The sequence below is a fragment of the Formosa sp. A9 genome, from assembly GCF_051200825.1.
GTDB lineage: Bacteria > Bacteroidota > Bacteroidia > Flavobacteriales > Flavobacteriaceae > Formosa.
The window spans coordinates 2991131-3016617 of sequence record NZ_CP195158.1 but is presented as its reverse complement, the minus strand read 5'-3'; the positions used below and the strand labels follow the sequence as shown (position 1 = coordinate 3016617).

General features: G+C 37.0%; 12 protein-coding genes, 2 tRNA genes, 3 rRNA genes and 1 CRISPR repeat array. Of the genes, 14 read left to right on the top strand and 3 right to left on the bottom strand.

Annotated features, from left to right (window positions below; all coding sequences use genetic code 11):
- Window positions 1-181 precede the first annotated feature (181 nt).
- The 6 genes from ACR9EA_RS13240 (at window position 182) to cas2 (ending at window position 9686) form a co-directional block, all read left to right on the top strand.
- Entirely contained in the window at window positions 182-1468 is a 1287-nt protein-coding gene (locus ACR9EA_RS13240; RefSeq protein ID WP_435133935.1) for a DUF445 domain-containing protein, read from the top strand.
- A gap of 624 nt (window positions 1469-2092) precedes the next feature.
- Window positions 2093-2842, top strand: a complete 750-nt coding sequence (locus tag ACR9EA_RS13235; protein WP_435133932.1) for a hypothetical protein — start codon at window positions 2093-2095, stop codon at window positions 2840-2842.
- Between the two features lie 417 nt (window positions 2843-3259).
- Window positions 3260-7417 carry a type II CRISPR RNA-guided endonuclease Cas9 gene (gene cas9, locus ACR9EA_RS13230; protein WP_435133927.1) on the top strand — a complete coding sequence of 1386 codons (4158 nt, stop codon included), beginning with the start codon at window positions 3260-3262 and terminating at the stop codon, window positions 7415-7417.
- A 230-nt stretch (window positions 7418-7647) separates the two neighbouring features.
- On the top strand, window positions 7648-8271 hold the full coding sequence (locus ACR9EA_RS13225) for a transposase (protein WP_435133924.1): 624 nt from the start codon (window positions 7648-7650) through the stop codon (window positions 8269-8271).
- 32 nt (window positions 8272-8303) lie between these two features.
- On the top strand, window positions 8304-9203 hold the full coding sequence (gene cas1, locus ACR9EA_RS13220; RefSeq protein WP_435133921.1) for a type II CRISPR-associated endonuclease Cas1: 900 nt from the start codon (window positions 8304-8306) through the stop codon (window positions 9201-9203).
- A 135-nt stretch (window positions 9204-9338) separates the two neighbouring features.
- Complete coding sequence (cas2, locus tag ACR9EA_RS13215) at window positions 9339-9686, top strand: CRISPR-associated endonuclease Cas2 (protein ID WP_435133918.1); 348 nt, start codon at window positions 9339-9341, stop codon at window positions 9684-9686.
- 109 nt (window positions 9687-9795) lie between these two features.
- A CRISPR array of direct repeats spans window positions 9796-10753; the repeat unit is 46 nt; unit sequence CCTGTGAATGCACTACTAAAATAGTAATCTGAAAGCAATTCACAAC.
- 430 nt (window positions 10754-11183) lie between these two features.
- On the opposite strand, the gene ACR9EA_RS13210 is transcribed toward cas2, so the two are convergent.
- The 3 genes from ACR9EA_RS13210 to ACR9EA_RS13200 all read right to left on the bottom strand — a co-directional run bounded on the left by ACR9EA_RS13210 (window position 11184) and on the right by ACR9EA_RS13200 (window position 14040).
- Window positions 11184-11966 (bottom strand): hypothetical protein, encoded by a 783-nt coding sequence (locus ACR9EA_RS13210; RefSeq protein ID WP_435133916.1) that lies wholly within the window; start codon window positions 11964-11966, stop codon window positions 11184-11186.
- 204 nt (window positions 11967-12170) lie between these two features.
- Complete coding sequence (locus ACR9EA_RS13205; protein WP_435133913.1) at window positions 12171-12860, bottom strand: LytR/AlgR family response regulator transcription factor; 690 nt, start codon at window positions 12858-12860, stop codon at window positions 12171-12173.
- A gap of 196 nt (window positions 12861-13056) precedes the next feature.
- Entirely contained in the window at window positions 13057-14040 is a 984-nt protein-coding gene (locus tag ACR9EA_RS13200; RefSeq protein ID WP_435133910.1) for a YpdA family putative bacillithiol disulfide reductase, read from the bottom strand.
- A gap of 724 nt (window positions 14041-14764) precedes the next feature.
- Between ACR9EA_RS13200 and ACR9EA_RS13195 the strand changes: the two genes are divergently transcribed.
- From ACR9EA_RS13195 to ACR9EA_RS13160, 8 genes are all read left to right on the top strand, one after another.
- A 16S ribosomal RNA gene (locus ACR9EA_RS13195) occupies window positions 14765-16284 on the top strand.
- Window positions 16285-16373: 89 nt separating this feature from the next.
- Window positions 16374-16447 (top strand) — tRNA-Ile (locus tag ACR9EA_RS13190).
- A 142-nt stretch (window positions 16448-16589) separates the two neighbouring features.
- Window positions 16590-16663: transfer RNA gene (locus tag ACR9EA_RS13185), tRNA-Ala, on the top strand.
- Window positions 16664-16880: 217 nt separating this feature from the next.
- Window positions 16881-19701, top strand: a 23S ribosomal RNA gene (locus ACR9EA_RS13180).
- 156 nt (window positions 19702-19857) lie between these two features.
- Window positions 19858-19965, top strand: a 5S ribosomal RNA gene (gene rrf, locus ACR9EA_RS13175).
- The 16S, 23S and 5S rRNA genes sit together here with 2 tRNA genes alongside, the layout of an rRNA operon.
- A 411-nt stretch (window positions 19966-20376) precedes the next feature.
- Window positions 20377-20940: an RNA polymerase sigma-70 factor gene (locus tag ACR9EA_RS13170; RefSeq protein WP_435133907.1), complete on the top strand. Its 564-nt coding sequence runs from the start codon at window positions 20377-20379 to the stop codon at window positions 20938-20940.
- 93 nt (window positions 20941-21033) lie between these two features.
- Window positions 21034-21963 carry a FecR family protein gene (locus tag ACR9EA_RS13165; RefSeq protein ID WP_435133905.1) on the top strand — a complete coding sequence of 310 codons (930 nt, stop codon included), beginning with the start codon at window positions 21034-21036 and terminating at the stop codon, window positions 21961-21963.
- A 73-nt stretch (window positions 21964-22036) separates the two neighbouring features.
- Window positions 22037-25477: a SusC/RagA family TonB-linked outer membrane protein gene (locus ACR9EA_RS13160; protein WP_435133902.1), complete on the top strand. Its 3441-nt coding sequence runs from the start codon at window positions 22037-22039 to the stop codon at window positions 25475-25477.
- Window positions 25478-25487: the final 10 nt, after the last annotated feature.

Genomic DNA, 25487 nt, shown 5'->3' with positions numbered 1-25487 from the left:
GGAAATCTAGGCGTTAAATTGTGTTAAAGCCATATAATAAGCGCTAGTGTAATAGCTAATAGAACTTTGGGAAATCAGTTAGATGTAATGGATGTAAGATTGGATTTTTTCAATATTAATTGCAAATAGAACATCTGTTTTTAGATATTTTTTATAAACTTACTGTAGAAATTAAGTGGACATGAAAAAGAATAGATTAGGAAATAGATCGCTAGCCATAGCGGTTTGTTTATTGATTGTAGGACTGGTCGTAAAAAAAATGGAATGGTACCACGGCGTTGCTTTAGAAATTTTACTTGCTGGTTTTGAAGCGGCTGTGGTTGGTGGGGTAGCCGATTGGTTTGCTGTACGGGCTTTGTTTCAAGAAATTCCTATTCCCTATGTTAAAAAGCATACCAATATTATAGTAAAAAGCAGAGAGAAACTTTCGGCTGGAATTGTAGATTTGGTTAACAACGAATGGTTGTCTAAGTCTATGCTTAACGATAAAATTTCCGAAGTATCGCTAACCAAACCTATTGTTACCTATTTACTAGATCGTGAAAACCAAACTTCTATTTGGGACACCTTACAACCAGAATTGGAGCAACTATTGCAGAAATTAGATTCGGAGCCAGTAGTTACCAGTTTAGAAGATATTATTCGTCCGGCTTGTAAAGGCAATAACATAGCTAAGCCTTTGGGAGATTTATTAAAACAGACTGTAGATCAAAAAGACCATTATGGTATTGTAAAAGTGTTTTTAGATGTGCTCAAAGATAAAATAGCCGAGCCAGCAACTTTAGAATTTTTAGTTACCGAAGTTAAAATCCAAGTGGGAAAACAAAAAGAAGGGTCGGCATTTAAAGGCTTCTTGGTAGGTGCTGGACAAATTTTTGGCGCTATAAAACCACAACGTATTGCTGAAGGCATACAGGAGCAACTTTACGAATTGGTTGTAGACATACAGGCAGCTCCTGGCGATCATAAAATTATTCAGGCATTAGACCAGCAGTTGTACGCTTATGGCCAACGTTTAACTACAGAGAACGATCCTGCAATACACGATGTTAATGTTTTTGGCGAACAGTTTTTATTGCGTTTGATGGATTCTGGGGTAGTGCAACAAGCTTTAACTCGATTAAAACATGTTATTCACGAACAATTGTTTGAAGATGAAAGCGATACCACTATATTTTTAAAAGCAAAGTTGCAGACCTCGTTAGAAGCATTGCATAACGATGCCTCGAAATTAGCGCGCACTGATGCATGGTTAAAGTCCACGTTATTGCAGTTGATCGATAAGAATCATCACAAAATTGGCGAATTAGTTGCCGAAAGTTTAGGGAAGCTGTCTAATGTCGAACTCGTAGAACAGATCGAGGCCAAAGTTGGCGAAGATTTACAATACATCCGTCTTAACGGTGCTATAGTTGGGGGAATAGTAGGTATGCTTATTATGACTATCAAACTTTTGGGAGGTTTGTAGGTTTCTTTTAGTGGAGATTTGAAAGGTGTGATGGAATTCATTGGTCTTAGTCGTTAGTTGAAACTATGCACTTTTAGAGCAAGACTTTCAGTTTCTATAACTATTTTTGCGCCACGAATGCACGAAAATTTGATATAGTTTATATAATAATATTCGTGTATTTGTGGCTAAAATAAACGCGAATAATGGGACTTCCAGTCTATAATGGTTTAGTTGTTTTATTGATCAACTCTTTTTGGTTGTTACTATTTAGAGTTTGGAGCTCTCATTTGTTAGCTGATACTATTCTTGTTCAGACGAAGACTTTCAGTTATTACAAAATTTTTAGCCACTAATTCACAAATAAAATGTTTTTTAGGTTACTGAATATGTTTGTGTGCGTTTAAAGTATTTTAGTTCGAATACGGTATGCTTCTTAATTTCTAAAGATGATTCTTTGGAGCAATCATTTTAGGCATGTGCTAGTTTTTGTAAGTTAAATCCTAATGAAAGTCGGCATAAGGTCAGTATAAGGTCGGCATAACCTTGGTATATAGTTGGTGTAATATATAATAAAACTCTCACTGTCTTGCATTGTAATTAGAGTTAAACTGCTAATTTGTAGGGGTTTAAGAGATTGTGGTTATGGCGAAACAAAAAGGGATTGTGTTTTTTGAAGGCACTTTAGGAGGCATTAACTTTTATTATCTGAATAATAAACCTACGGCGCGGGTGGCTGGTGGAGGCTTTACGAGTAAGGCTGTAAAGAAGAGTCCGAATATGAAAAAGGTTCGGGAACAAAATTCGGAATTTAGAAATTGTTCGTACGTCAATAAAGCGTTTAAGGCTGCTATACGCCCCATGTTATTGACTTATAAAGATGGTACTTTGCATAGCCGGTTGATGCAATTATTTTTACAGATAAAGCATTTGGATGCGATTTCCATGCATGGTCAGCGTACGGTGGCCAATGGTATTTCTACAGATATAGGAAAGCAAATGTTACAGGGGTTTAAATTTACCCCGAAACGGACTAATCTGCTGCCATGTGCTTACAGATTCGATTGGGATTCTTTAACATTTAAGGCTGAAGATATGAACCGATTAGGGGTGGGGTTTCCTAAGTCTAGTGATTTTATGGAAGTGACACTAAGTGTTATCCGATTTGATTTTGAGACGCTTACTTATACAACAGCGTGGGCTCCGACATTGGTTGTAGAACGCCATTTTGATGGCGATTCGTTTAACATAGCAATTTCCCAAATACCAGAGGGCAAGGGCTTAGCGTTTGCAGTAGTCAATGTAGCTTTTTATCAGGACGTTAATGGTAAGGGATATTTGTTAAAAAGCGAGGGTAATAGTGGAATAGAACTATTTATGAAAGATTTAGACTGATTTTTTTCTAATTCTATTTTTTAAAATTTATTTAGGATTGCCTATTGTTGGTAAGTATTTGTCACATTGTAGTTTCTATAGAAGGCTCAGAAACTTTATTATTTAAGGAAGTTGTAGTTGCAATCTGTAATTTTTCACTCCTTTTTTTGAAATATTTTTACTACATTTAAAATCTCTCCCAATATTTAATAGCATTTGATTTTTACTTGAAATCGGATTGTTTCGTGCAATTCTATTGTTTTAAGCCAAACAAGTTGTGTTTGGGTTTAATATAAAATTGAATAAATAATAAATAAGATTAGACTCTGAGTGCAATTCTAAAAATAAAAAATCCCACGGAGTACGCAGGATTGAGAATTTCTTCGGCTTATAGCCTTGTTGTGAATTGTCTTTCAGACTCCAAATATATAAAAAAATATGAATAAAACATTAGGAATTGATTTAGGTACAAATTCAATAGGACTCACATTAAGGGAAGATAACATTTTTTCATGGTATGGTGTTTATACTTTTAAGAAGGGTGTAGGGGAAGGTAAGTCTGGCGAATTTTCTTTTGCAGCAGAAAGAACTAAGCATCGTTCGTCTAGGAGGCTTTATAATTCAAGAAGATATCGAAAATGGGAAACATTGAAAGTGTTAATCGAGAATGGGTATTGTCCGTTGAAAATTGAAAATTTAAACAAGTGGAAAAATTATAAAAAAGGGATAGGTAGAGTTTTTCCTATAAATGATAAAGCATTTCAACAATGGATTAGGTTGGATTTAAATGGTGATGGTGTTGCTGATTTTTCTAGTCCTTATCAGTTAAGAAGAATGCTAATTACTGAAAAGTTAGATTTAACTGTAGAAGAAAATCGTTATAAAGTGGGGAGAGCGTTGTATCATATTGCTCAAAGGCGTGGTTTTAAAAGTAGTAGAAAGCAAGGCGCAAATGAAAAAACTGCTGTTTTTAAAGGAAGCAATGAAACTAAAACAGTTGGTAGAAATGATTATGAAAACTTAATTGTTCAATGTGGTAGTTTAGGTGCTGCTTTTGCACACTTGGAGGATAAACATGTGCGAGTAAGAAATCGATATACTTTAAGGGCTGATTATTTGTCAGAAGTTCATAAAATCCTTGAATTCCAAAATATCATTGAAAATGATTTTAAAGAAATGGTTGAAAAGGCAATCTTTTTTCAGAGACCGTTACGATCTCAAAAAGGATTGGTAGGTAAGTGTACACTTGAGTCAAATAAATCAAGATGCCCAATAAGTCACCCAAAGTTTGAAGAATATCGAGCATGGTCATTTATCAACAATATTAAATACAGAATAGATGCTGCTGCAAATTTTGAACCCATACCCTTGGATTTAAAAGAGAAAATATATCACGAAAAGTTTTTCTTTAAGAGTAAAAGAGAGTTTGATTTTAATGAAATACGAAAGTTTATTATAGCAAACGGAGGGAAAAATTGGGAGTTGAATTATAGCAAGAAAATGGACAAAGTTTCCGTTTCAAGTTGTTTTGTTTCGGCACGATTAAAATCTGTTTTTGGAGAAGATTGGGAAAATTTTGAGAAATCTGTAGTTAAAAGGAACAGAAAAGGAGAGGATGGAACTAAAACTTATACCATACAAGATGTTTGGCATGTCCTGTTTTCTTTTGAAGATGAAGAATATTTTGAAGAGTTTTTAATTGATGTGCTAGTATTGAATGAAAATCAAGTAAAAGAATTAAAAGGACTCTTTAATAATTTTCCGGTTGGTTATGCCAATTTAAGTTTAAAAGCAATCAACAATATTTTACCTTTTTTGCGGGAAGGAATGATTTATTCGGAAGCAGTTATTTTGGCAAAGATACCAGAAATACTAGGTATAGAAGTTTTTGAAGCTGATAAAGAAATTATTTTCAAAGCAATTAGGGATGAAATTAAAGAAAATAGATATCAAAAGAAAATCGTAAACATAACCAATAATCTGATTTTTAAGTATTATGGTTTAGATTATCAAGATAGATTTGGGTGGAAAGATGTATCGTACAAATTAGTGGAATCTGATTTAAAAGATATTGAGATTGCAGCAATAGAAAATTTTGGTGATAAAACCTGGCTGAAACTGGACGATGATTATAAGCAACAGATTCTAAATGTAGTAGCCGAAAAGTATCAGGATTTTTTTGCTTCCTCTAAGCGAGAACATATAAAACCACCACATTTATTAAATCAAATAAAGCAGTTTTTGGATGACAACTTCAATGTAGGAGAGAAGTTGTTAGATAAAATTTACCATCCTTCTCAAATTGCTATTTATCCTAATAAAGAAGGTCAGGAATTTTTATTAAGTCCCAAGACAGCGGCATTTAAAAATCCAATGGCATACAAAACGCTTTATAAATTACGGGATGTTGTTAATTATTTATTAGAGATAGGGAAAATTGATGCAGAGACTAGAATAGTAGTTGAGATTGCCAGGGAGGGAAAGAATAGTTTAGACTATAGTAATAAACGGTGGGCAATAGAAACATATCAGAGAAATAGGGAAGTAGAAAATAGAATGTTTGCAAGTGCAATCGAAGAGCTTATAAAGGATCCTGATTTTAAAGGTGTGGCAAACCCCCAAAGTGCAAAAGATACAGATAAATTTAGATTGTGGTCTGAGCAATTAGAAAATTATGATGAAGTTGTAAAATCTCTAAATGCTTCAAAAAATGATGTTCAGAAATATAGATTATGGAAAGAACAGAATTGTATTTGTATGTATACAGGAAAGTTAATTAAGTTAACTGATTTGTTTGATACTAATAAAATCGATTTTGAACATACCATTCCAAGAAGCAAATCATTTGATAATTCTCTGGCAAACTTAACAGTTTGTTATGCTGATTATAATCGAGGTGTAAAAAATAATCGGATGCCTACAGAATTGCCCAACTATAAAAGTGAATCACACGGTTATACAGCAATAGAACCCAGATTACATTCTTGGGAAAAGAAAGTTGATGATTTATATAATCAAATAGAGTTCTGGAAATCTAAATCTAAAAGGGCGATGGACAAAGGGGAAAAAGATAACGCAATTCGTCAGCGTCATCTAAGACAGATGGAACATGATTATTGGAAAAATAAGTTAGATAGGTTTACTCGAACTGAAGTTCCTAAAGGTTTTATAAATAGTCAATTAATAGACACTCAAATTATTACTAAATATGCTACTCATTATTTACAAACAGTTTTTAATAAAGTAGATGTCATTAAGGGTACAAATACTGCAGAATTCAGAAAAATTTACGAGATACAGCCTAAAGGAGAAGCTAAAGACAGAGGAAAGCATTATCATCATGCAATTGATGCAGCAGTATTGACATTGATTCCTTCGGCTAGAAAACGTGAAGAAATTTTGAAAAAGGCATATGAGTTTGGAGAAGCAAACAGAGGTAGTCAGTATCATGAAAAGCCTTTTTCAGAGTTTAATTATTCAATGATTGAGGAGATTAAGAAAAATATTCTTATCAATAATATGGCAGATAAAGACCAGACGTTAACTCCGGGGATTAAAAAAGTTAGAAAACGAGGCAGGATAGTTTGGTTAAGAGATGGGGATGGTAAGTTATTATTAGATAGTAATGGGGACAAGATTCCAAAAATTGCTCAAGGAGATTCTGTTAGAGGGGAACTTCATCAGCAAACATATTATGGAAAAATAAAGATTGCCGCTAAAGATGAAAAGGGAAGTTTACAAAAAGACGAAGAAGGAAATATTGTTTACAATCAAGTTGATGGGAAGGATGAGATGTGGATGGTGCTAAGAAAACCTATTGATACTATTAATTTTAAGACAGATGTAATTGTTGACGACCATTTGGCAAAATATTTAAGAAAACAATTGGCTGAAGGGGTAAAGCAAAACGAATTAAAGGATTTTCAAGGTAATGTTTTACGTCATTTACGTTGCAGGGTAAAGGCTGCGCGTGGTTTTATGAACCCCGACAATGCTACGATAGTAAAAGAGCAGATCTATAAATCATCTAAAGACTATAAAAACTATATCTATGCAGATTCTGGAGAAAATTATATGTTTGGTTTGTACGAAAATGAAAATGGAAGATCCATAATTCCTTTTAATGTTTTTGAGTCTGCTCAATATTCAAAATATCTTGATAAAGTTAGTTTTGAATTGCTATTTAAATCAAAGGAACCAGTTTACATTGGTAGAGGGAAGAATCTAAAAGAAGCCGAGTTGAAACATGTTTTTATGGTAGGTCAAAAGGTTTTGATGTATATTAATGATAAAGAGGAGCTTAAAGATTTAGATGTTGGGAGTTTGTCTGAAAGATTGTATATGGTTAAAAGATTAACGGATGCTAAAACTCAAAGAATTATGTTTCAGCATCATATGGAGGCTAGAGATGAAAAGCAACTAGTTGAAGATTTTCCAAAAGATGTATTTGGAACTAAAGGAAAAGACGGATTTTCAAGTTTTTCTTCAGACTTTGTAGCTCCGAGATTGCTGTTAACACCCGGTAAATATGATTTCGCCATAGAAGAAAAAGACTTTGAAATGAAATTAGATGGTTCGATAACTTGGAAATTTTAAATCAGAAGCCCTTCAAGGGGGCAAAACCCCTGAAGAGCTAATCCAGTCACATTAAAAACAAAAAACCATGATAGATGCCATTCAACTAAAAAAAGACGGTTTTTATATTGCTTAATATAATGAGGATTTAAAGCAGTCGGAGTGGATTAGCATAAATAAGCTACTTTGGTAAAGACCCGACAGGTTTTCAAAACCTGTCGGGTCTTACAAGAAGCCTAAAATTAACCAACATGCAAGACAACCAAGCCATATTAATTCCGGAAGCAACCTATCATATTTATAATAGGGCGAATGGGAGTGAGGCTTTGTTTTTGTCGAACGAAAATTACCAGTATTTTCTAAAGAAGTATAGCGAGTATATCAATCCGATAGCCGATACGTTTTGTTATTGTTTGATGCCGAATCATTTTCATTTTTTGGTTCGTATAAAAGAAGAGGCTGTTTTAAATCGGTTTTTTGAGGATAAGTTGAATAGGTTAAAAGCTAAAGGAAATAAAGACCTTCAAGGTTTTCAAAACCTTGAAGGTCTCATTTCTCAGCAGTTTAGTAATTTCTTTAATGCCTATGCAAAAGCGTTTAACAAACAGCAAAACAGAAAAGGAAGCTTATTTAGGCATCCCTTTAAACGCAAACAAATCACGGACGATATCTATCTCCGCAATTTAATTCACTACATACATTACAATCCGATAGCTGGTGGATTTACCGAAACATTGGATGCTTGGCGGTATTCATCTTACCATACTATTGTTTCAGAAGGACATACAAGTGTTGCAAGTGAAGCAGTAATAGCGCTTTTTGACGACCGAGACAATTTAAATATTATCATAATCAAGAACCTAATGAATTTATAATGCAATCCAATTAACTAAACCCAACTCCAACCATGATAAAGCGAACATTATTTTTTGGCAATCCAGCTTATTTAAGTACAAAACATGAACAATTGGTAGTTAATTTTCCTGAGGAAGATAAAAAGGAAGCTACTATTCCTATTGAAGATTTGGGATATGTGGTATTAGAAGATCCACAAATTACCATTACCAATGGTTTATTGATGAAGTTGGTGCAGAACAAAACTGCGGTTATTACTTGCGATAAGCAACATTTGCCTTGTAGCTTTTTGCAGCCTTTGGTAGGACATAGCGAACAAACCGAGCGCATGCGTTATCAATTAAACGCTTCGGTGCCTTTAAAAAAACAGTTGTGGCAACAGACTGTAAGTGCAAAAGTGGATAATCAAGCCAATCATTTATTACAACAAGGTAAGCAGGCCTTAAAATTAAAGCGTTGGGGTAGGGAGGTGAAAAGTGGCGATCCTGGAAATATTGAAGCGATTGCGGCTGCGTATTATTTTCAAAGCTTGTTTGATGAGGTTGAAGGCTTTAGTAGAAATCAAAAAGGTGTGCCACCTAATAATTTGCTGAATTATGGTTATGCCATTTTAAGAGCCGTCGCTGCTCGTGCTTTGGTGAGTAGTGGTTTGTTGCCCAGTGTAGGGATTTTCCACAGTAATAAATACAATGCATTTTGTTTGGCCGATGATGTGATGGAACCTTATCGTCCGTTTGTAGATGCTGTAGTGTATGATATTGTAGAGACAGGTTGTAATATAGATGAGTTAACACGCTCTATAAAAGCAGAGTTGTTATGTATTCCGGCTATGGATGTGATTATTGATGGGAAGCAGAGTCCGTTGATGATAGCTATGAGTAGAACGACCAATAGTTTGTATGAATGTTTTGCAGGAATTAGTAGGAAGTTGTTGTATCCTGAGTTTGGATAAACCGATTGCTTCGATATGTTTGCTGGGCAGACACTCAGTAACCTGTGTTTTAATTCGTTTGATTGGTATGTTAAAGTGGTTGAATGATTTTCGACAGCACATTATACTGAAGCACTGGATTTAGAAATTATAATTATGAAGGACGATAAATTTTCACGATTAAACCAGTATAGAAGCATGTGGGTACTTGTATTTTTTGATTTGCCGACAGAGACTACCACCGAGCGTAAGGTAGCAACGCGATTTCGGAAAAACTTATTAGATGATGGTTTTGCCATGTTCCAGTTTAGTATTTATATGCGGTTTTGCGCCAGCCGCGAAAATGCATCGGTACATATTAAGCGTACCAAACAGGCTTTACCTAAAAAAGGGAAGGTATGTATTATGCAAATAACCGATAAACAGTTTGGTATGATGGAACTTTTTCATGGTCAGAAAGAAATTCCCCAAGAATTACCTAGTCAGCAATTGGAACTCTTTTAGGATGTGAAAAGTGTTGTAGTTCAGTATATTATAAGACTAGAGTTACTCGGATTTTATGATTCTGATTTATTGTTTAAATAACAGGATACCAGCTTTTTATGGCGGGTATCCTGTGAATGCACTACTAAAATAGTAATCTGAAAGCAATTCACAACTTTGTCAGTACCTCAATTACACCGTTGAAACCTGTGAATGCACTACTAAAATAGTAATCTGAAAGCAATTCACAACTGAACAGTTGCTAAGTAAGGCAAATGCTAGCCTGTGAATGCACTACTAAAATAGTAATCTGAAAGCAATTCACAACCTTGGGCGTTTAAATGAAACGACATTAAAACCTGTGAATGCACTACTAAAATAGTAATCTGAAAGCAATTCACAACTAACATCGAGTGCATCAAATTTACTAATGGCCTGTGAATGCACTACTAAAATAGTAATCTGAAAGCAATTCACAACGCTAAATAATACTTATACAAAATGGTTTCTCCTGTGAATGCACTACTAAAATAGTAATCTGAAAGCAATTCACAACTGTGGTAAGATTGTTTAATATAATGTTCTGCCTGTGAATGCACTACTAAAATAGTAATCTGAAAGCAATTCACAACATTACGCTGTCTTTGTTCTTGGCTTTTTCGCCTGTGAATGCACTACTAAAATAGTAATCTGAAAGCAATTCACAACCATTACCATGTCGATGTTCTCACGGATTTTCCTGTGAATGCACTACTAAAATAGTAATCTGAAAGCAATTCACAACTATTTCTAAAGCGTATTTAGACGTTTTTTTCCTGTGAATGCACTACTAAAATAGTAATCTGAAAGCAATTCACAACTGTAATCTTAATTCTATACTTCATAATTTTCCTGTGAATGCACTACTAAAATAGTAATCTGAAAGCAATTCACAACTACTTGGTTTGGGTTAAGAAACCAATCTAACCTGTGAATGCACTACTAAAATAGTAATCTGAAAGCAATTCACAACTGTTCTGCATAGGCTAAACCTGTTACAGCCCCTGTGAATGCACTACTAAAATAGTAATCTGAAAGCAGTTACTCGCGCGTTATTATTTTTTAGTGGAGCTCGTGAAGCTCCTTTGTCGCTTTCACAACAGGGGATATGTAAAGCAGAGGAGAGTATTATTTTGTTGCTGATATTGTAAAATATAGCATAGAGAATAACAGAGACCTTCCGTTCAATTTTAAGTCGGGCTTTTATTATTCTCTCAGAGCTAAAGCCTGATTCCTGGTATCTTTATTTTATCTGAAAGCAATTGCTCCTGCTGTTTTGTTCTAATAAAGTTCCTTTGTCGTTTTCTTAACGGGAGAGATTTGAAATATGCATATAGATAATTATATGTAATTATACTTTGTTTACTGTTCCACAAAACAACTTATTCATGGTTAAAAAAAATATTTCTTATATAAGAACGACAAAAGAAAAGTTAGGATAAGCTACTTTTCTTTTGCGTTTAATAGATGGTTTATTGATTATCGTTTTATGAAATTACTAAGTGTTATTTCAATCGATTCTGAGGATTTACGAGCATTCAATGTGGTTGGGTAATAGGTGTCCGATTTTTCGAAAATAACAGGTTGTGCTAAAGTTTGGTTAAGCTGTGTCAGACTTTGTAAATAGTCCATTGTAAATTTGGCTTCTAAAAAGATGTGCTTTTTGTCGTATGTACCATGCGCAATATAGGTGTTGAATGTTGTAAGTTCAAGTACATCTTCCGTCAGCCAATGTTTTCCAGCTTCTGGGTAATAGCCACCTTGCCCAGGGAACTTTATATATCCGGTTGGTATTTTATCTACATCGGGAAAATCATTTACTGCAGCTTCAATTACCGGGATATTGGCATCGTAAACAGGAATGGTGAGCCGTTCGGAATTGCTAATTTCGAAGAAAGCGATTTCAAAATGAGGTGCTAAAAATACAGGAGGCATGTGGCCTGCAGGTTCCCATTGTATAGTAATATGTTCGTAAGCTGTAACTTGAGAAGCTTTATCATGTAAAGGTACTACAAAAACAAGATCATCTTCAGGCAAGGCTTCGATATCAGATAGAGCTTCTAGCGACAACCGTAATCCTAATTCTAGCGGCGTGTCGGTGTTTGTTGTAGTAATCCAGGATTCTACTGTGCCACTTCCAAAAGTAATGGCATTTCCAGTGTAGGTATTAGTGGTGTTTTGGTCGTCGTCCGAATTACAAGCGTAAAGCATTAAGAACATTATAATAATGTGTAGACCGATTGGTTTAAGTTGAGTTTTCATAACAATAGATATTTAAAGTTAATAGGGTTGCTTTAGCATTCAATCCTATAAAATTGAACAATAGGTTTTGCTCGTTAATTAATATCTAGTGGGAGAATAGTTTTGCTTTATTTAAAGGAATAAAATTAGTATATCTTTATTTGCGGTAGGATAACTAGAGATGAATGTCGTGTTTTGGTAGACAAAAACTGGATTGCAGTCTATTTAGCCTAGACTTTTAGGTATTAATGCTGTTATGTGTGTATAGTTTCTGCCAATAGGAATATTGCGTTCGCCAAGTTCTATATCGAATTTAGTAAATGCTGTAATTTTAGAAGTTGCTATAATGAACGATCGGTGTACACGCATAAATTCATGTTTAGGGAGCAAGCATGCTGTCGAACAAAGCGACTGCTTTACTTTTATAGCCGTTTGTGGTTCTCTGTGAATAACAATATAGTCTTTAAAGCTTTCAATAAAAACGATAGTATTAAAATGTATTTTCACCATTTTTCTGTCAGATCTTAGATATATAAAGTCTTGATTAAAATGAGAATTGAATTTATAGGATTGCAGTTCTGCTATTATAAACTTATTTATAGCTTTTAAAAAGGCAGTGTAATTAATGGGTTTTAGTAAATAATCTAAGGCATTTAAAGAAAAGGCTTCTTGAGCAAAACAGTTAAGGTGAGATGTGATAATGATTTTTGAAGTGTATAGTTGATGTTTTATACTTTGGGTATTGGTTTTTGTTAATTCGTTTATGTTTAAGAAGGCTAAATCTACATGTTTTGTAGCTAAATGATTTGAAGCTTCGGAAAGCGAGCTGTAAATACCGTCTAGTTGAAGGTGTTCAATTGTATTTATAAAAAACTTTAATGCCAATACCGAAGCCGTATCAGTTTCAATTATCAAACATTTACAGTACATAATGCGAAAGTGCTATGAATAAATACTGAAAAATAAAGGAGATCTCTTGAGTAATAGAGATGTAACACCACTAATTTATGCACTACAAACTTGGTAACTATTTATAGGCTTTTAAATTATGTCAATTCGTTTTATATAATTAATAAAAGTACGTAATAAAAAGATGCGTTGTATGTTGTTTTTATAATTTTCGGTTAATATGGTCGATTATTATTTTGGCATGAATGCGCGAATTTTCTATAAACCACTTGTGGGTTTCCATACCGCCACAAATAACACCAGCTAAATAGAGTCCTTCAATATTAGTTTCCATCGTGTCGCTATTATAAGTGGGTATTCGATTTTCGTCTTCGGAAAAGGAAACACCTATAGTGTTTAATAATTTAAAGTTTGGCTGATATCCTGTTAAAGCAATCACATAATCGTTTTTTAAAGAAAGCTCACCTTCGGGGGTGTTTATGGTTACAGTATCATCTTCAATAGTTTTTATTTCCGAATTATAATATGCGGTTATAGATCCTTCCTTTATTCTGTTTATAATATCTGGCCTTACCCAATATTTTACACGTTCGCCTATATCTTCGCCGCGTATTACCATGGTTACGTGACCGCCTTTTCGCCAAATTTCCAAAGCGGCATCAACAGCCGAGTTGCTGGCGCCTACAACTATAACATGTTGCATGGTGTAAGGATGTGCCTCTTTATAATAATGAGATACTTTAGAAAGTCTTTCGCCAGGAACGTTTAAAAGTTTTGGAATATCGTAAAAGCCCGTAGCAACAATCACTTGGTTGGCGGTGTAGGAATTTTTGCTCGTAGAAACGGTAAATGTAGAATTACTCTTTTTAATATCGATAACCTCTTCGTACAGTTGTATGTTTAAATTATTAGATGCGGCAACACGTCTGTAATATTCTAAAGCTTCGTCTCGATTGGGCTTCGGGTTGTTGCTTATAAAAGGTATATTGTTTATTTCTAATTTTTCCGAGGTCGAGAAGAATGTCATGTTTAGCGGATAGTTATATAGTGAATTTGTAAGCGCCCCTTTTTCCAAAATACTATAACTATAACCGTGGGCTTTGCATTGTAGGGCGCAAGCAATGCCTATAGGGCCGCCTCCTATTATAATAATGTCTTTATATATATGTGTGTTTGCGTTGTACATGTTTTATGGTATTTCTAGCTGAGTAGCTGTAGATGATATTTAAAAGCTTAAAAATAAGAATAGTTTACTTTATGGCCATGTAGGTAATAGTAATATGTCGTTCTTTATATTTATTTACCGATGTGTTATCGATTAATACAGGTGAAATTTTATGGTTTTAAATTTTTTTATAAGTGTAAAATGATGTATATTAGTGTCTTGACTTTTTTTTCAAAAAAACAATCGAAAAAGTTTGTTTGGGAAGAGAAAAGGGTTGTATATTTGCACCCGCTTACGGCGAGAGGGATATTAGAAAAGGAGTAAGCAAACGTTCATTTACAGGCAAGCGATAGGGTTTAAAATTAAATTTAAAAAATATCAAAAAAAGCTTTGTAGATTTAAAAAAGGTTGTACATTTGCAGCCGCTAAAAACGGCAACGTTTTTAGAAAGAAAAGTTCATTGTAAGTTGTGTTTTGTTGGTTGAAAGGTTTGAAAAAAAAAACTTTCAAAAAAAATCAAAAAAACATTGCAAGGAATGAAAAAGGGTTTTATATTTGCACCCGCTTTCAGACGGAAGTTTTGAAAGAGAAAGTAAAGAAGAATAAAAGTTCATTAACATATTGAATTGACAGCGTAGATAACAACTGGAAACGGTTGTTGTCAATAAGAAGAGAATAAGCCATTTTGAGTACTGGAAAATTCCATTAGTTGTTAAAGATAATAGTGGAAACACTTAAAAATTTAACGATGAAGAGTTTGATCCTGGCTCAGGATGAACGCTAGCGGCAGGCCTAACACATGCAAGTCGAGGGGTAACGGGGTGCTTGCACCGCCGACGACCGGCGCACGGGTGCGTAACGCGTATGCAACCTACCTTTTACAGGGGGATAGCCCAGAGAAATTTGGATTAATATCCCATAGTATTATTGGATGGCATCATTTGATAATTAAAGATTTATCGGTAAAAGATGGGCATGCGTTCTATTAGCTAGATGGTGTGGTAACGGCATACCATGGCAACGATAGATAGGGGTCCTGAGAGGGAGATCCCCCACACTGGTACTGAGACACGGACCAGACTCCTACGGGAGGCAGCAGTGAGGAATATTGGACAATGGGCGGGAGCCTGATCCAGCCATGCCGCGTGCAGGAAGACTGCCCTATGGGTTGTAAACTGCTTTTATACGGGAAGAAACACTCCCTCGTGAGGGAATTTGACGGTACCGTAAGAATAAGGATCGGCTAACTCCGTGCCAGCAGCCGCGGTAATACGGAGGATCCAAGCGTTATCCGGAATCATTGGGTTTAAAGGGTCCGTAGGTGGACGATTAAGTCAGAGGTGAAATCTTGCAGCTCAACTGTAAAATTGCCTTTGATACTGGTTGTCTTGAGTTATTATGAAGTGGTTAGAATATGTAGTGTAGCGGTGAAATGCATAGATATTACATAGAATACCAATTGCGAAGGCAGATCACTAATAATATACTGACACTGATGGACGAAAGCGTGGGTAGCGAACAGGATTAGATACCCTGGTAGTCCACGCCGTAAACGATGGTTACTAGCTGTTCGGTCGCAAGACTGAGTGGCTAAGCGAAAGTGATAAGTAACCCACCTGGGGAGTACGTTCGCAAGAATGAAACTCAAAGGAATTGACGGGGGCCCGCACAAGCGGTGGAGCATGTGGTTTAATTCGATGATACGCGAGGAACCTTACCAGGGCTTAAATGTAGAGTGACAGGTCTAGAGACAGACTTTTCTTCGGACACTTTACAAGGTGCTGCATGGTTGTCGTCAGCTCGTGCCGTGAGGTGTCAGGTTAAGTCCTATAACGAGCGCAACCCCTGTTGTTAGTTGCCAGCGAGTGATGTCGGGAACTCTAACAAGACTGCCGGTGCAAACCGTGAGGAAGGTGGGGATGACGTCAAATCATCACGGCCCTTACGTCCTGGGCTACACACGTGCTACAATGGTAGGGACAGAGAGCAGCCACACCGCGAGGTGGAGCGAATCTATAAACCCTATCACAGTTCGGATCGGAGTCTGCAACTCGACTCCGTGAAGCTGGAATCGCTAGTAATCGCATATCAGCCATGATGCGGTGAATACGTTCCCGGGCCTTGTACACACCGCCCGTCAAGCCATGGAAGTTGGAAGTGCCTGAAGTCCGTCACCGCAAGGAGCGGCCTAGGGTAAAGTCGATAACTAGGGCTAAGTCGTAACAAGGTAGCCGTACCGGAAGGTGCGGCTGGAACACCTCCTTTCTAGAGAAATACGACTATTGGAGTAGAAAAAAGAAGGAAAAGGGATAGTTTATTCTCTAAGCTGTTAATTTAAATGATCTATTAAGTAGAGTCTCATAGCTCAGCTGGTTAGAGCGCTACACTGATAATGTAGAGGTCGGCAGTTCGAGTCTGCCTGAGACTACAAGAATCAATTGATGATTAATAATTATTAATTGAAACGTTCATAATATATTGAAAAGGAAATTCTAGAAGTAGTAATCCACCGAAAGTCGGCACAAGCGACTGCAAACTGCAGACTGTGGACTGCGACTGAAAGAAAAACTGGGGGATTAGCTCAGCTGGCTAGAGCGCCTGCCTTGCACGCAGGAGGTCATCGGTTCGACTCCGATATTCTCCACAAAACAGCTATAGGCTTTATGCCTTAAGCTATACGCAAGCCGCCTAGAGCATAAAGCTTATGGCCTATTGCAAAGAAAGTTCATTGACATATTGAAAAAGATACATGAAAAGTTATGGTTTTAGTAGCACACTAAGATTTATAACAAGATTAAAAACGATTGATTAAGGTAACGAGCCTTTAATCGATCAGTAACTCATTAAAAAAGCAAAAAGTACAATAAGCTAAATAAGGGCGTATGGGGAATGCCTAGGCTCTCAGAGGCGAAGAAGGACGTGATAAGCTGCGAAAAGCTGCGGGGATTGGCACATACAAATTGATCCGCAGATATCCGAATGGGGCAACCCGGCATATTGAAGATATGTCATGCGAAAGCAAGCAAACCCGGAGAACTGAAACATCTAAGTACCCGGAGGAGAAGAAAACAAAAGTGATTCCGTTAGTAGTGGCGAGCGAACGCGGATTAGCCCAAACCAATGTTGTTACGGCAATATTGGGGTTGTAGGACCACAATATTCAAGGCGCTATGAATTAGAACAGTTTGGAAAGACTGACCAGAGAGGGTGATAGTCCCGTATAAGTAAAGAATGTTGCGATAGTGGTATCCTGAGTAGTGCGGGGCACGTGAAACCCTGTGTGAATTTGGCGGGACCATCCGTTAAGGCTAAATACTCCTGAGAGACCGATAGTGAACTAGTACCGTGAGGGAAAGGTGAAAAGAACCCTGAATAAGGGAGTGAAATAGAACCTGAAACCATACGCTTACAAGCGGTCGGAGCCCATTGGGGTGACGGCGTGCCTTTTGCATAATGAGCCTACGAGTTACCGTTGCTAGCAAGGTTAAGGGCTTCAGGTCCGGATCCGTAGCGAAAGCGAGTCTGAACAGGGCGCTATAGTTAGTAGTGGTAGACGCGAAACCGTGTGATCTACCCATGGGCAGGTTGAAGCTGTAGTAACATACAGTGGAGGACCGAACCGGTTGACGTTGAAAAGTCTTCGGATGACCTGTGGGTAGGGGTGAAAGGCCAATCAAACTCGGAAATAGCTCGTACTCCCCGAAATGCATTTAGGTGCAGCGTTGCAACATAGTTTTATAGAGGTAGAGCTACTGATTGGATGCGGGGGCTTCACCGCCTACCAATTCCTGACAAACTCCGAATGCTATAAAATGTTTTGCAGCAGTGAGGGCATGGGTGCTAAGGTCCATGTCCGAGAGGGAAAGAACCCAGACCATCAGCTAAGGTCCCCAAATGTATGTTAAGTTGAAAAAACGCGGTTGAACTGCTTAGACAGCTAGGATGTTGGCTTGGAAGCAGCCATTCATTTAAAGAGTGCGTAACAGCTCACTAGTCGAGCGGTTCGGCATGGATAATAATCGGGCATAAACATACTACCGAAGCTATGGACTTGAAAAAGTGGTAGGGGAGCATTCTAACAGGGCTGAAGGTGTTACGTGAGTAATGCTGGACCGGTTAGAAAAGAAAATGTAGGCATAAGTAACGATAATGCGGGCGAGAAACCCGCACTCCGAAAGACCAAGGTTTCCTCAGCTATGCTAATCAGCTGAGGGTTAGTCGGGACCTAACGCGCACCCGAAAGGGGAAGTGGATGGACAACAGGTTAATATTCCTGTACCTGCTCTTACTAAAAGTGACGGAGGCGTATATTTGGTGCGAACTGACGGAATAGTTCGTTGAAGCCAGTGGTAACACGGCGATAGTACACTGAGTCTACGGACAAGGTGATAATCCAGAGAAGCGACTTCCAAGAAAAGCGAAAGCAGCAGCCCGTACCCTAAACCGACACAGGTGGTTGGGATGAGAATTCTAAGGAGCTCGAGAGATTCATGGCTAAGGAACTAGGCAAAATAGACCTGTAACTTCGGGAGAAAGGTCGCCCTACTTCGGTAGGGCCGCAGTGAAAAGGTCCAGGCGACTGTTTATCAAAAACACAGGGCTATGCTAAATGGAAACATGACGTATATGGCCTGACACCTGCCCGGTGCTGGAAGGTTAAGTGGTGGGCTTAGCAGCAATGCGAAGGTCTAAAATGAAGCCCCAGTAAACGGCGGCCGTAACTATAACGGTCCTAAGGTAGCGAAATTCCTTGTCGGGTAAGTTCCGACCTGCACGAATGGTGCAACGATCTGGACACTGTCTCAGCCATGAGCTCGGTGAAATTGTAGTATCGGTGAAGATGCCGATTACCCGCTGTGGGACGAAAAGACCCCGTGCACCTTTACTATAGCTTAGTATTGGTTTTGGATAAGTAATGTGTAGGATAGGTGGGAGACTTTGAAGGAGCGTCGCCAGGCGTTTTGGAGTCATTGTTGAAATACCACCCTTTGCTTATCTAGAGTCTAACCTTCATTGAAGGGACAGTGCTTGGTGGGTAGTTTGACTGGGGTGGTCGCCTCCAAAAGAGTAACGGAGGCTTCTAAAGGTTCCCTCAGCACGCTTGGTAACCGTGCGTAGAGTGCAATGGCATAAGGGAGCTTGACTGAGAGACCTACAAGTCGATCAGGTACGAAAGTAGAGCATAGTGATCCGGTGGTTCCGCATGGAAGGGCCATCGCTCAAAGGATAAAAGGTACGCCGGGGATAACAGGCTGATCTCCCCCAAGAGCTCATATCGACGGGGGGGTTTGGCACCTCGATGTCGGCTCGTCACATCCTGGGGCTGGAGAAGGTCCCAAGGGTTGGGCTGTTCGCCCATTAAAGTGGCACGCGAGCTGGGTTCAGAACGTCGTGAGACAGTTCGGTCTCTATCTACAGTGGGCGTTAGAAATTTGAGTGGATCTGACTCTAGTACGAGAGGACCGAGTTGGACCAACCTCTGGTGTATCTGTTGTCACGCCAGTGGCATTGCAGAGTAGCTACGTTGGGAAGGGATAAGCGCTGAAAGCATATAAGCGCGAAACCCACCACAAGATGAGATTTCTTTAAAGGGTCGTGGGAGATGACCACGTTGATAGGCTATAGGTGTAAAGGCAGTAATGTCATAGCCGAGTAGTACTAATAACCCATAGGCTTATTGTACGCCTGTTTTTTTTAAGAGTACAAGATTTAATCGACATACATGTTCCTTTTTCAATATGTTAAAATATTTGCGCGAAGCGCGGTTATCAGTTGTCAGTTAATGGTTATGAGTTGGAATACCAACAACCAGAAACGATCAACCAGCAACCAAAGATTTAAGGTGATTATAGCGATGGGGCTCACCTCTTACCATTCCGAACAGAGAAGTTAAGCCCATTAGCGCCGATGGTACTGCATTTGTGGGAGAGTAGGTCGTCGCCTTTTTTAGAAATCCCCAACATGAATTTGTTGGGGATTTTTTTGTTTAAATACTTTAGTGACATGGTGATGCGGTTATGCTGTGACGCGGTGAAATGGTTTTGTAAGTGCCCCCAAAATCTAAAACTCAAAACTTAAATTCCAATCTTTCTTTGGTTTACTATGATCTGGTTGCCACCAAAGTCCAGCATTATTCATTACTTCCAATTAGTACATTGTTAGATTAAATAATTATAACATTAAGCTAATCTTCAAATTTTAAAACCTAAAATAGTCTATATTCTAGGATCTAGCTGTCTAGCAGCTCAATTCTCGTTTCTCAATACTTGATCACTAATTGCTAATTTAACTTTATCTTAATGGCATGGTGCGTTATAGGTTATATGGAATCCTTTCATTTGTGGTTCATTTTAATTTATGCGTAGTTCTAAACAGATATACCGTTTTAAGAAAGGAGATTACAAGACTTTTGAGCTTATTTTCGATGCTTATTGGCATAGATTATATGCTTATGCATTTAAAATTTATAGGGATGAAGCTATATGTGAAGATATTACTCAAGAAGTCTTCGTTAATTTATGGGATCGAAATCAGGATAGTGAAATTTTAAATATAGAAAGTTACCTGTTTAGAGCAATTAAATATCGGGTGGCTAATCGAATTCGTGACTTGAAGCTAACCGAGGATTTAGAATCTGTTATAGCTAGTGTTCCTTATCATGAATCTCCAGATGCCATTATAGAAAGTAGTGATGCGGAGCAACAAATTAAAATTTTATTAGAACAATTACCACCTAAATGTCAAGCAATATTTGAATTGAGTAGATTCGAGCATGTGGATAATGCCACTATAGCAAAAGACTTAAATATTTCTATTCGTACGGTAGAAACACAAATTAGTAGAGCTTTAGCATATCTTCGATTAAAGTTACCACATTACAATATTTTAATGTTAATGCTTAGTTTGTTAAATCGATTTTAAGGGAAATTTGATAATGTTATTAAAAGATTAAGTCGTAATTTTTATATGCGTGTTGTAAGACTTTTTTGTGTCTTACTTATAAAACACCATATTTTGAATACAACCCAGTTTTACAAATTAATCGAAAAATTTTCTAAAAAAGAAACATCTGCTTCAGAACAGCAAATTGTTGACTCTTTGTTTAAAGCATTTCAAAAGTTAAATGTTCAGGTTGAAGAACATTCTAAAACTGAAAGAGAACGCATATATTATAATATTTCAACTAAAATTCAAGTTCCTAATATCAAGCCAAAAGCTAAGCACAATTATTATACGTGGGCTACTTTGGCTAGTGCCTGTGTAGTCGCTCTTGTTGTTATTCAGCAACTTTTCTTTCAAACTGTGGTTATAAATACTAATAGAGGCGAACAAAAACAAGTCACCTTACCCGATGGTAGTTTAGTTACTTTAAATGCCAATAGTGAATTGGAGTATCCTAAAACTTTCGAAAGTATTAGGACTATAACGTTAAAGGGCGAAGCCTTTTTTAATGTTAAACGAGACACCTCTAAACCTTTTGTTGTGACATCGAATGGCTATACAACTCAAGTTTTAGGAACGTCCTTTAATATTAACGCGAAGCAGCAACACGATATTTTTGTAAGTGTTAATTCTGGTAAAGTAGAAGTGGCATCTAAACATAATTATAATGAAAAGGCTGTTTTGGTTAAGGATCAGCAGGTACGATTCTCACATCAAAAATTAATTGCTAAATACAACCATAACAGCGCAGATTATAATGCTTGGACCCAGCGTGTTATTTTGTTAAAGGATACATCTGTAGCAGAGCTAGAGTGTATTTTAGAAGATTGGTATAATGTAAATATTAGTATAACAGATGCCTCGTTACTTAGCGAAACCTTATCTGGAAAATTTAAAAACGAGTCTTTAGAAACCGTTTTACAGAGTATAGCTTTAATTAAACATTTAAAAATAGAAATACATGAGGATAACACAATAACTATTAGCAAAAAAGAAAATTAAAAAGCCCATACCTGCTGCAACAGGGACGGGCCGTAAAAAATGATTACCAGATAAATACCAGAATCAAATTGTAATGAAAACAAAACTACAAATTTTAAAACTGTATTTGTGTAGTTTCTTGCTTATTTGTTTAAGTACAGGAGTACATGCGAATGCAGTTTCTTCTTCCAAAGAAGATCCAATTACTATACAAGTAACAAACGAAGAGATAACAAAAGTTTTCTCTAAAATAGAAGCGCAAACCTCATATACGTTTGTGTTCGATACAGAAATTACTCAACAAACGCCTAATATTAGTTTAAATTTAAAAGAAACCACAGTAAATGAATTATTAGCTGTTTTGGCAAGGCAGTCTAACTTACAATTTAGGGTTATTAATTCCACCATTACCGTATTACCAAAAACTACTGTACAGGTACAAACTATTACTGGGCGTGTCTTAGATGAGCAAGGATTACCATTACCAGGAGCAACTATATTAGAACAGGGCACAGCAAACGGTACGGCAACAGACTTTGATGGTTATTTTACTTTAGCATTAACAACAACGCCTGCTACTTTAGTTGTAACCTATATGGGGTACGAAACGCAAGAGGTAGCCGTAGGAGATGTAAAGCAAATAGACATTCATATGGCGCCTTCTGTAAGTGCTTTAAACGAAGTTATTGTAACTGCATTGGGTATTAAACGTGAGGAAAAAAAATTAGGATATGCCCAAGCTACTGTAGATGGCGAAAATTTAAGTAAAACTAATCCTGTTAATTGGTCGTCTGGACTTAAAGGAAAAGTAGCCGGTATGGGAGTTGTATCATCAGGCTCTGGACCAATTAATTCTCAACAAATTGTATTAAGGGGGTATAGTTCTTTCGATTTACAGCAAAATTACGCCCTTGTAGTTGTCGATGGTGTACCAGTAAATACAGAAATGACAACATCGGGATCTTCTAGTGCCTATATGGGTGAAGACTCTCCAATAGATTATGGTAATGGGATTTCAGATTTGAATTTAGATGATATTGAAAACATTACTGTGCTTAAAGGTCCAAACGCTTCTGCGCTTTATGGAAGCCGTGGTCAGAATGGTGTAATCATGATTACTACTAAATCTGGAAAAACCAATAAGGGTATAGGTGTTACTTTTAATTCATCTACAACCTTAGATGTGATCCAGCGCTGGCCAGATTATCAATATAAATACGGTCAAGGTACTGGGAAGTCGTTTAATACTGAAGGCGATCCTTATTATTCGTATGGTGGTTCGGATGACGGTAATAATACAGGGAGTACTAGTAGTGCTTGGGGACCTGAATTTAACGGACAATATTATTATCAGTACGATCCAACTTTAGAAGGTCAATCAGCCGAACGTCAATTGTGGCAGCCCTATAAAGATAACCGTAAAGATTTTTGGAGAACAGGTGTTACTGTACAAAATGGGGTGTCTTTACAAGGTGGTACAGATAAAGGATCTATGCGCGCCTCTATAGGTCATACCAAAAACGAATGGATTATGCCTAATACAGGTTACGATCGTATAACAGCATCTATAAACTCAAAGTATCAGATTTCAAAAGGTATTAATTTAGGTGCTGTGGTAAACTATAATAACCGCTCTAGCGATAATTTACCAAGTACGGGTTATAATAACGGAAGTATTGCTTACTTCATGATTTTTCAAAACCCTAATATCGATCTAGATTGGTATCGCCCCATTTGGATGGATGGTAAAGAATATATCGATCAAATTAATCCGTTTAGTTCGTATATAGACAACCCTTACTTAATTGCTTACGAAGCTTTAAATACATTAGAAAGTAGTCAGGTTGTAGGAAATATTTTTGCAGACATAGACTTTAACGACCACTGGTCGCTTATGTTGCGTACCTCATTAAATACTTATAATCAGCAGCGCGAATTAAAACGTCCGTTTAGTATCAACCGCTATGCAAGAGGTTTTTATCAGAAACAATTGGTGCAAAAAGAAGAAGTTAATAGTGATTTCTTGCTGACTTACGATAAGCAGTTTAGTTCTAATTTTGCTTTAACAGTTAATGCTGGAGGTAATTATCGCACCGAAAAACGTCGCCAGTTAACATCTAATGTAGATGGTTTGGTAATACCAGAGGTTTATAAACTAGCCAATGGTATAAATGCCCCAAATACTTATGCAGGCGACTCTAATAAAATTGTAAGTAGTTTGTATGGCATGTCTACATTTTCTTTTAAGGATCAAGTGTTTTTAGATGTAAGCGCACGTAACGATTGGTCTAGTACTTTACCAGAATCTAATTGGTCTTATTTTTATCCGTCTGCTAATTTAAGTGTCATTGCTTCAGATATTTTTAATTTCAATTCAAAGGCTTTTAACTTTTTAAAGTACCGTTTTTCGTATGCAAAGGTGGGTAACGATACAGATCCATATCAAACTCAAAAATATTACGATAATAGTGCTTTCGCAAGTTCTGCAGTGGTAGATAACACATTATTTAATACCGATTTAAAACCAGAAACATCACAAAGTTTCGAAACAGGTATCGAAGCGCGATTTGCCAATAACCGAATTAATTTAGATTTTAGTTTGTATAGTGTAACTACAGACAATCAGATAATTACGTTGCCGCTTAACTGGAGTACAGGGTTTAGCTCTAAATATGCTAACGCAGGAAAAATTCGCAATCAAGGTATCGAGTTAACTTTAGGAGCAAAGATTGTTGATACAGATAACTTTAGTTGGAAATCAACTTTAACGTGGTCTAAAAATGAGGGTGAAGTATTCGAATTACCAGACGAAGTAGATAATCAATTTATTATTGATACTGGAGGAAATGCCTCTATGATTGCTAAAGTAGGAGGATCTCCAACGGCAATATATGGTTATGGTTTTCTAAGATCTCCAGAAGGAGAAATTGTTTACGATAGTGCCGGATTACCTGCCTATCCTGTCTCTGGAGACATTCAGTATATAGGCGATGCAACACCAGATTGGCGTGCGGGCATTAATAACGAGTTTCGTTGGAAAAATTTTAAGTTTAGTTTCTTACTCGATGGTCAGTACGGAGGTATAGTATATTCTCAATCCCATCATAAATTAACTCAGCAAGGTAAATTAACCCACACATATATGGGAAGAGAAACTATGACCATTATTGGAGATGGGGTAGTGTTAAATGACGATGGAACCTATTCGCCTAATACCACGGCAGTAGCAACTCCAGATTGGTATAACCGCTATTATCGTCGTGCCAACGTAGAGTCTAACTCGTTTGATGCGTCTTTCTTAAAATTACGAGAAGTTGCCTTACAGTACAGTTTGCCAAAACAATGGTTAACACACTCTTTTATACAGAGTTTAGACATTAGTCTATACGGCAGAAATTTATTTATGGTAACAGATTTCCCAATTTACGATCCAGAAACAGCAGCCTTAAACGGAAACCGAATTATGCCAGGAGTCGAAATGGGGCAAATGCCATCGCCAGCCAATTACGGTGTAAACTTAAAATTGAATTTATAATATAATAACA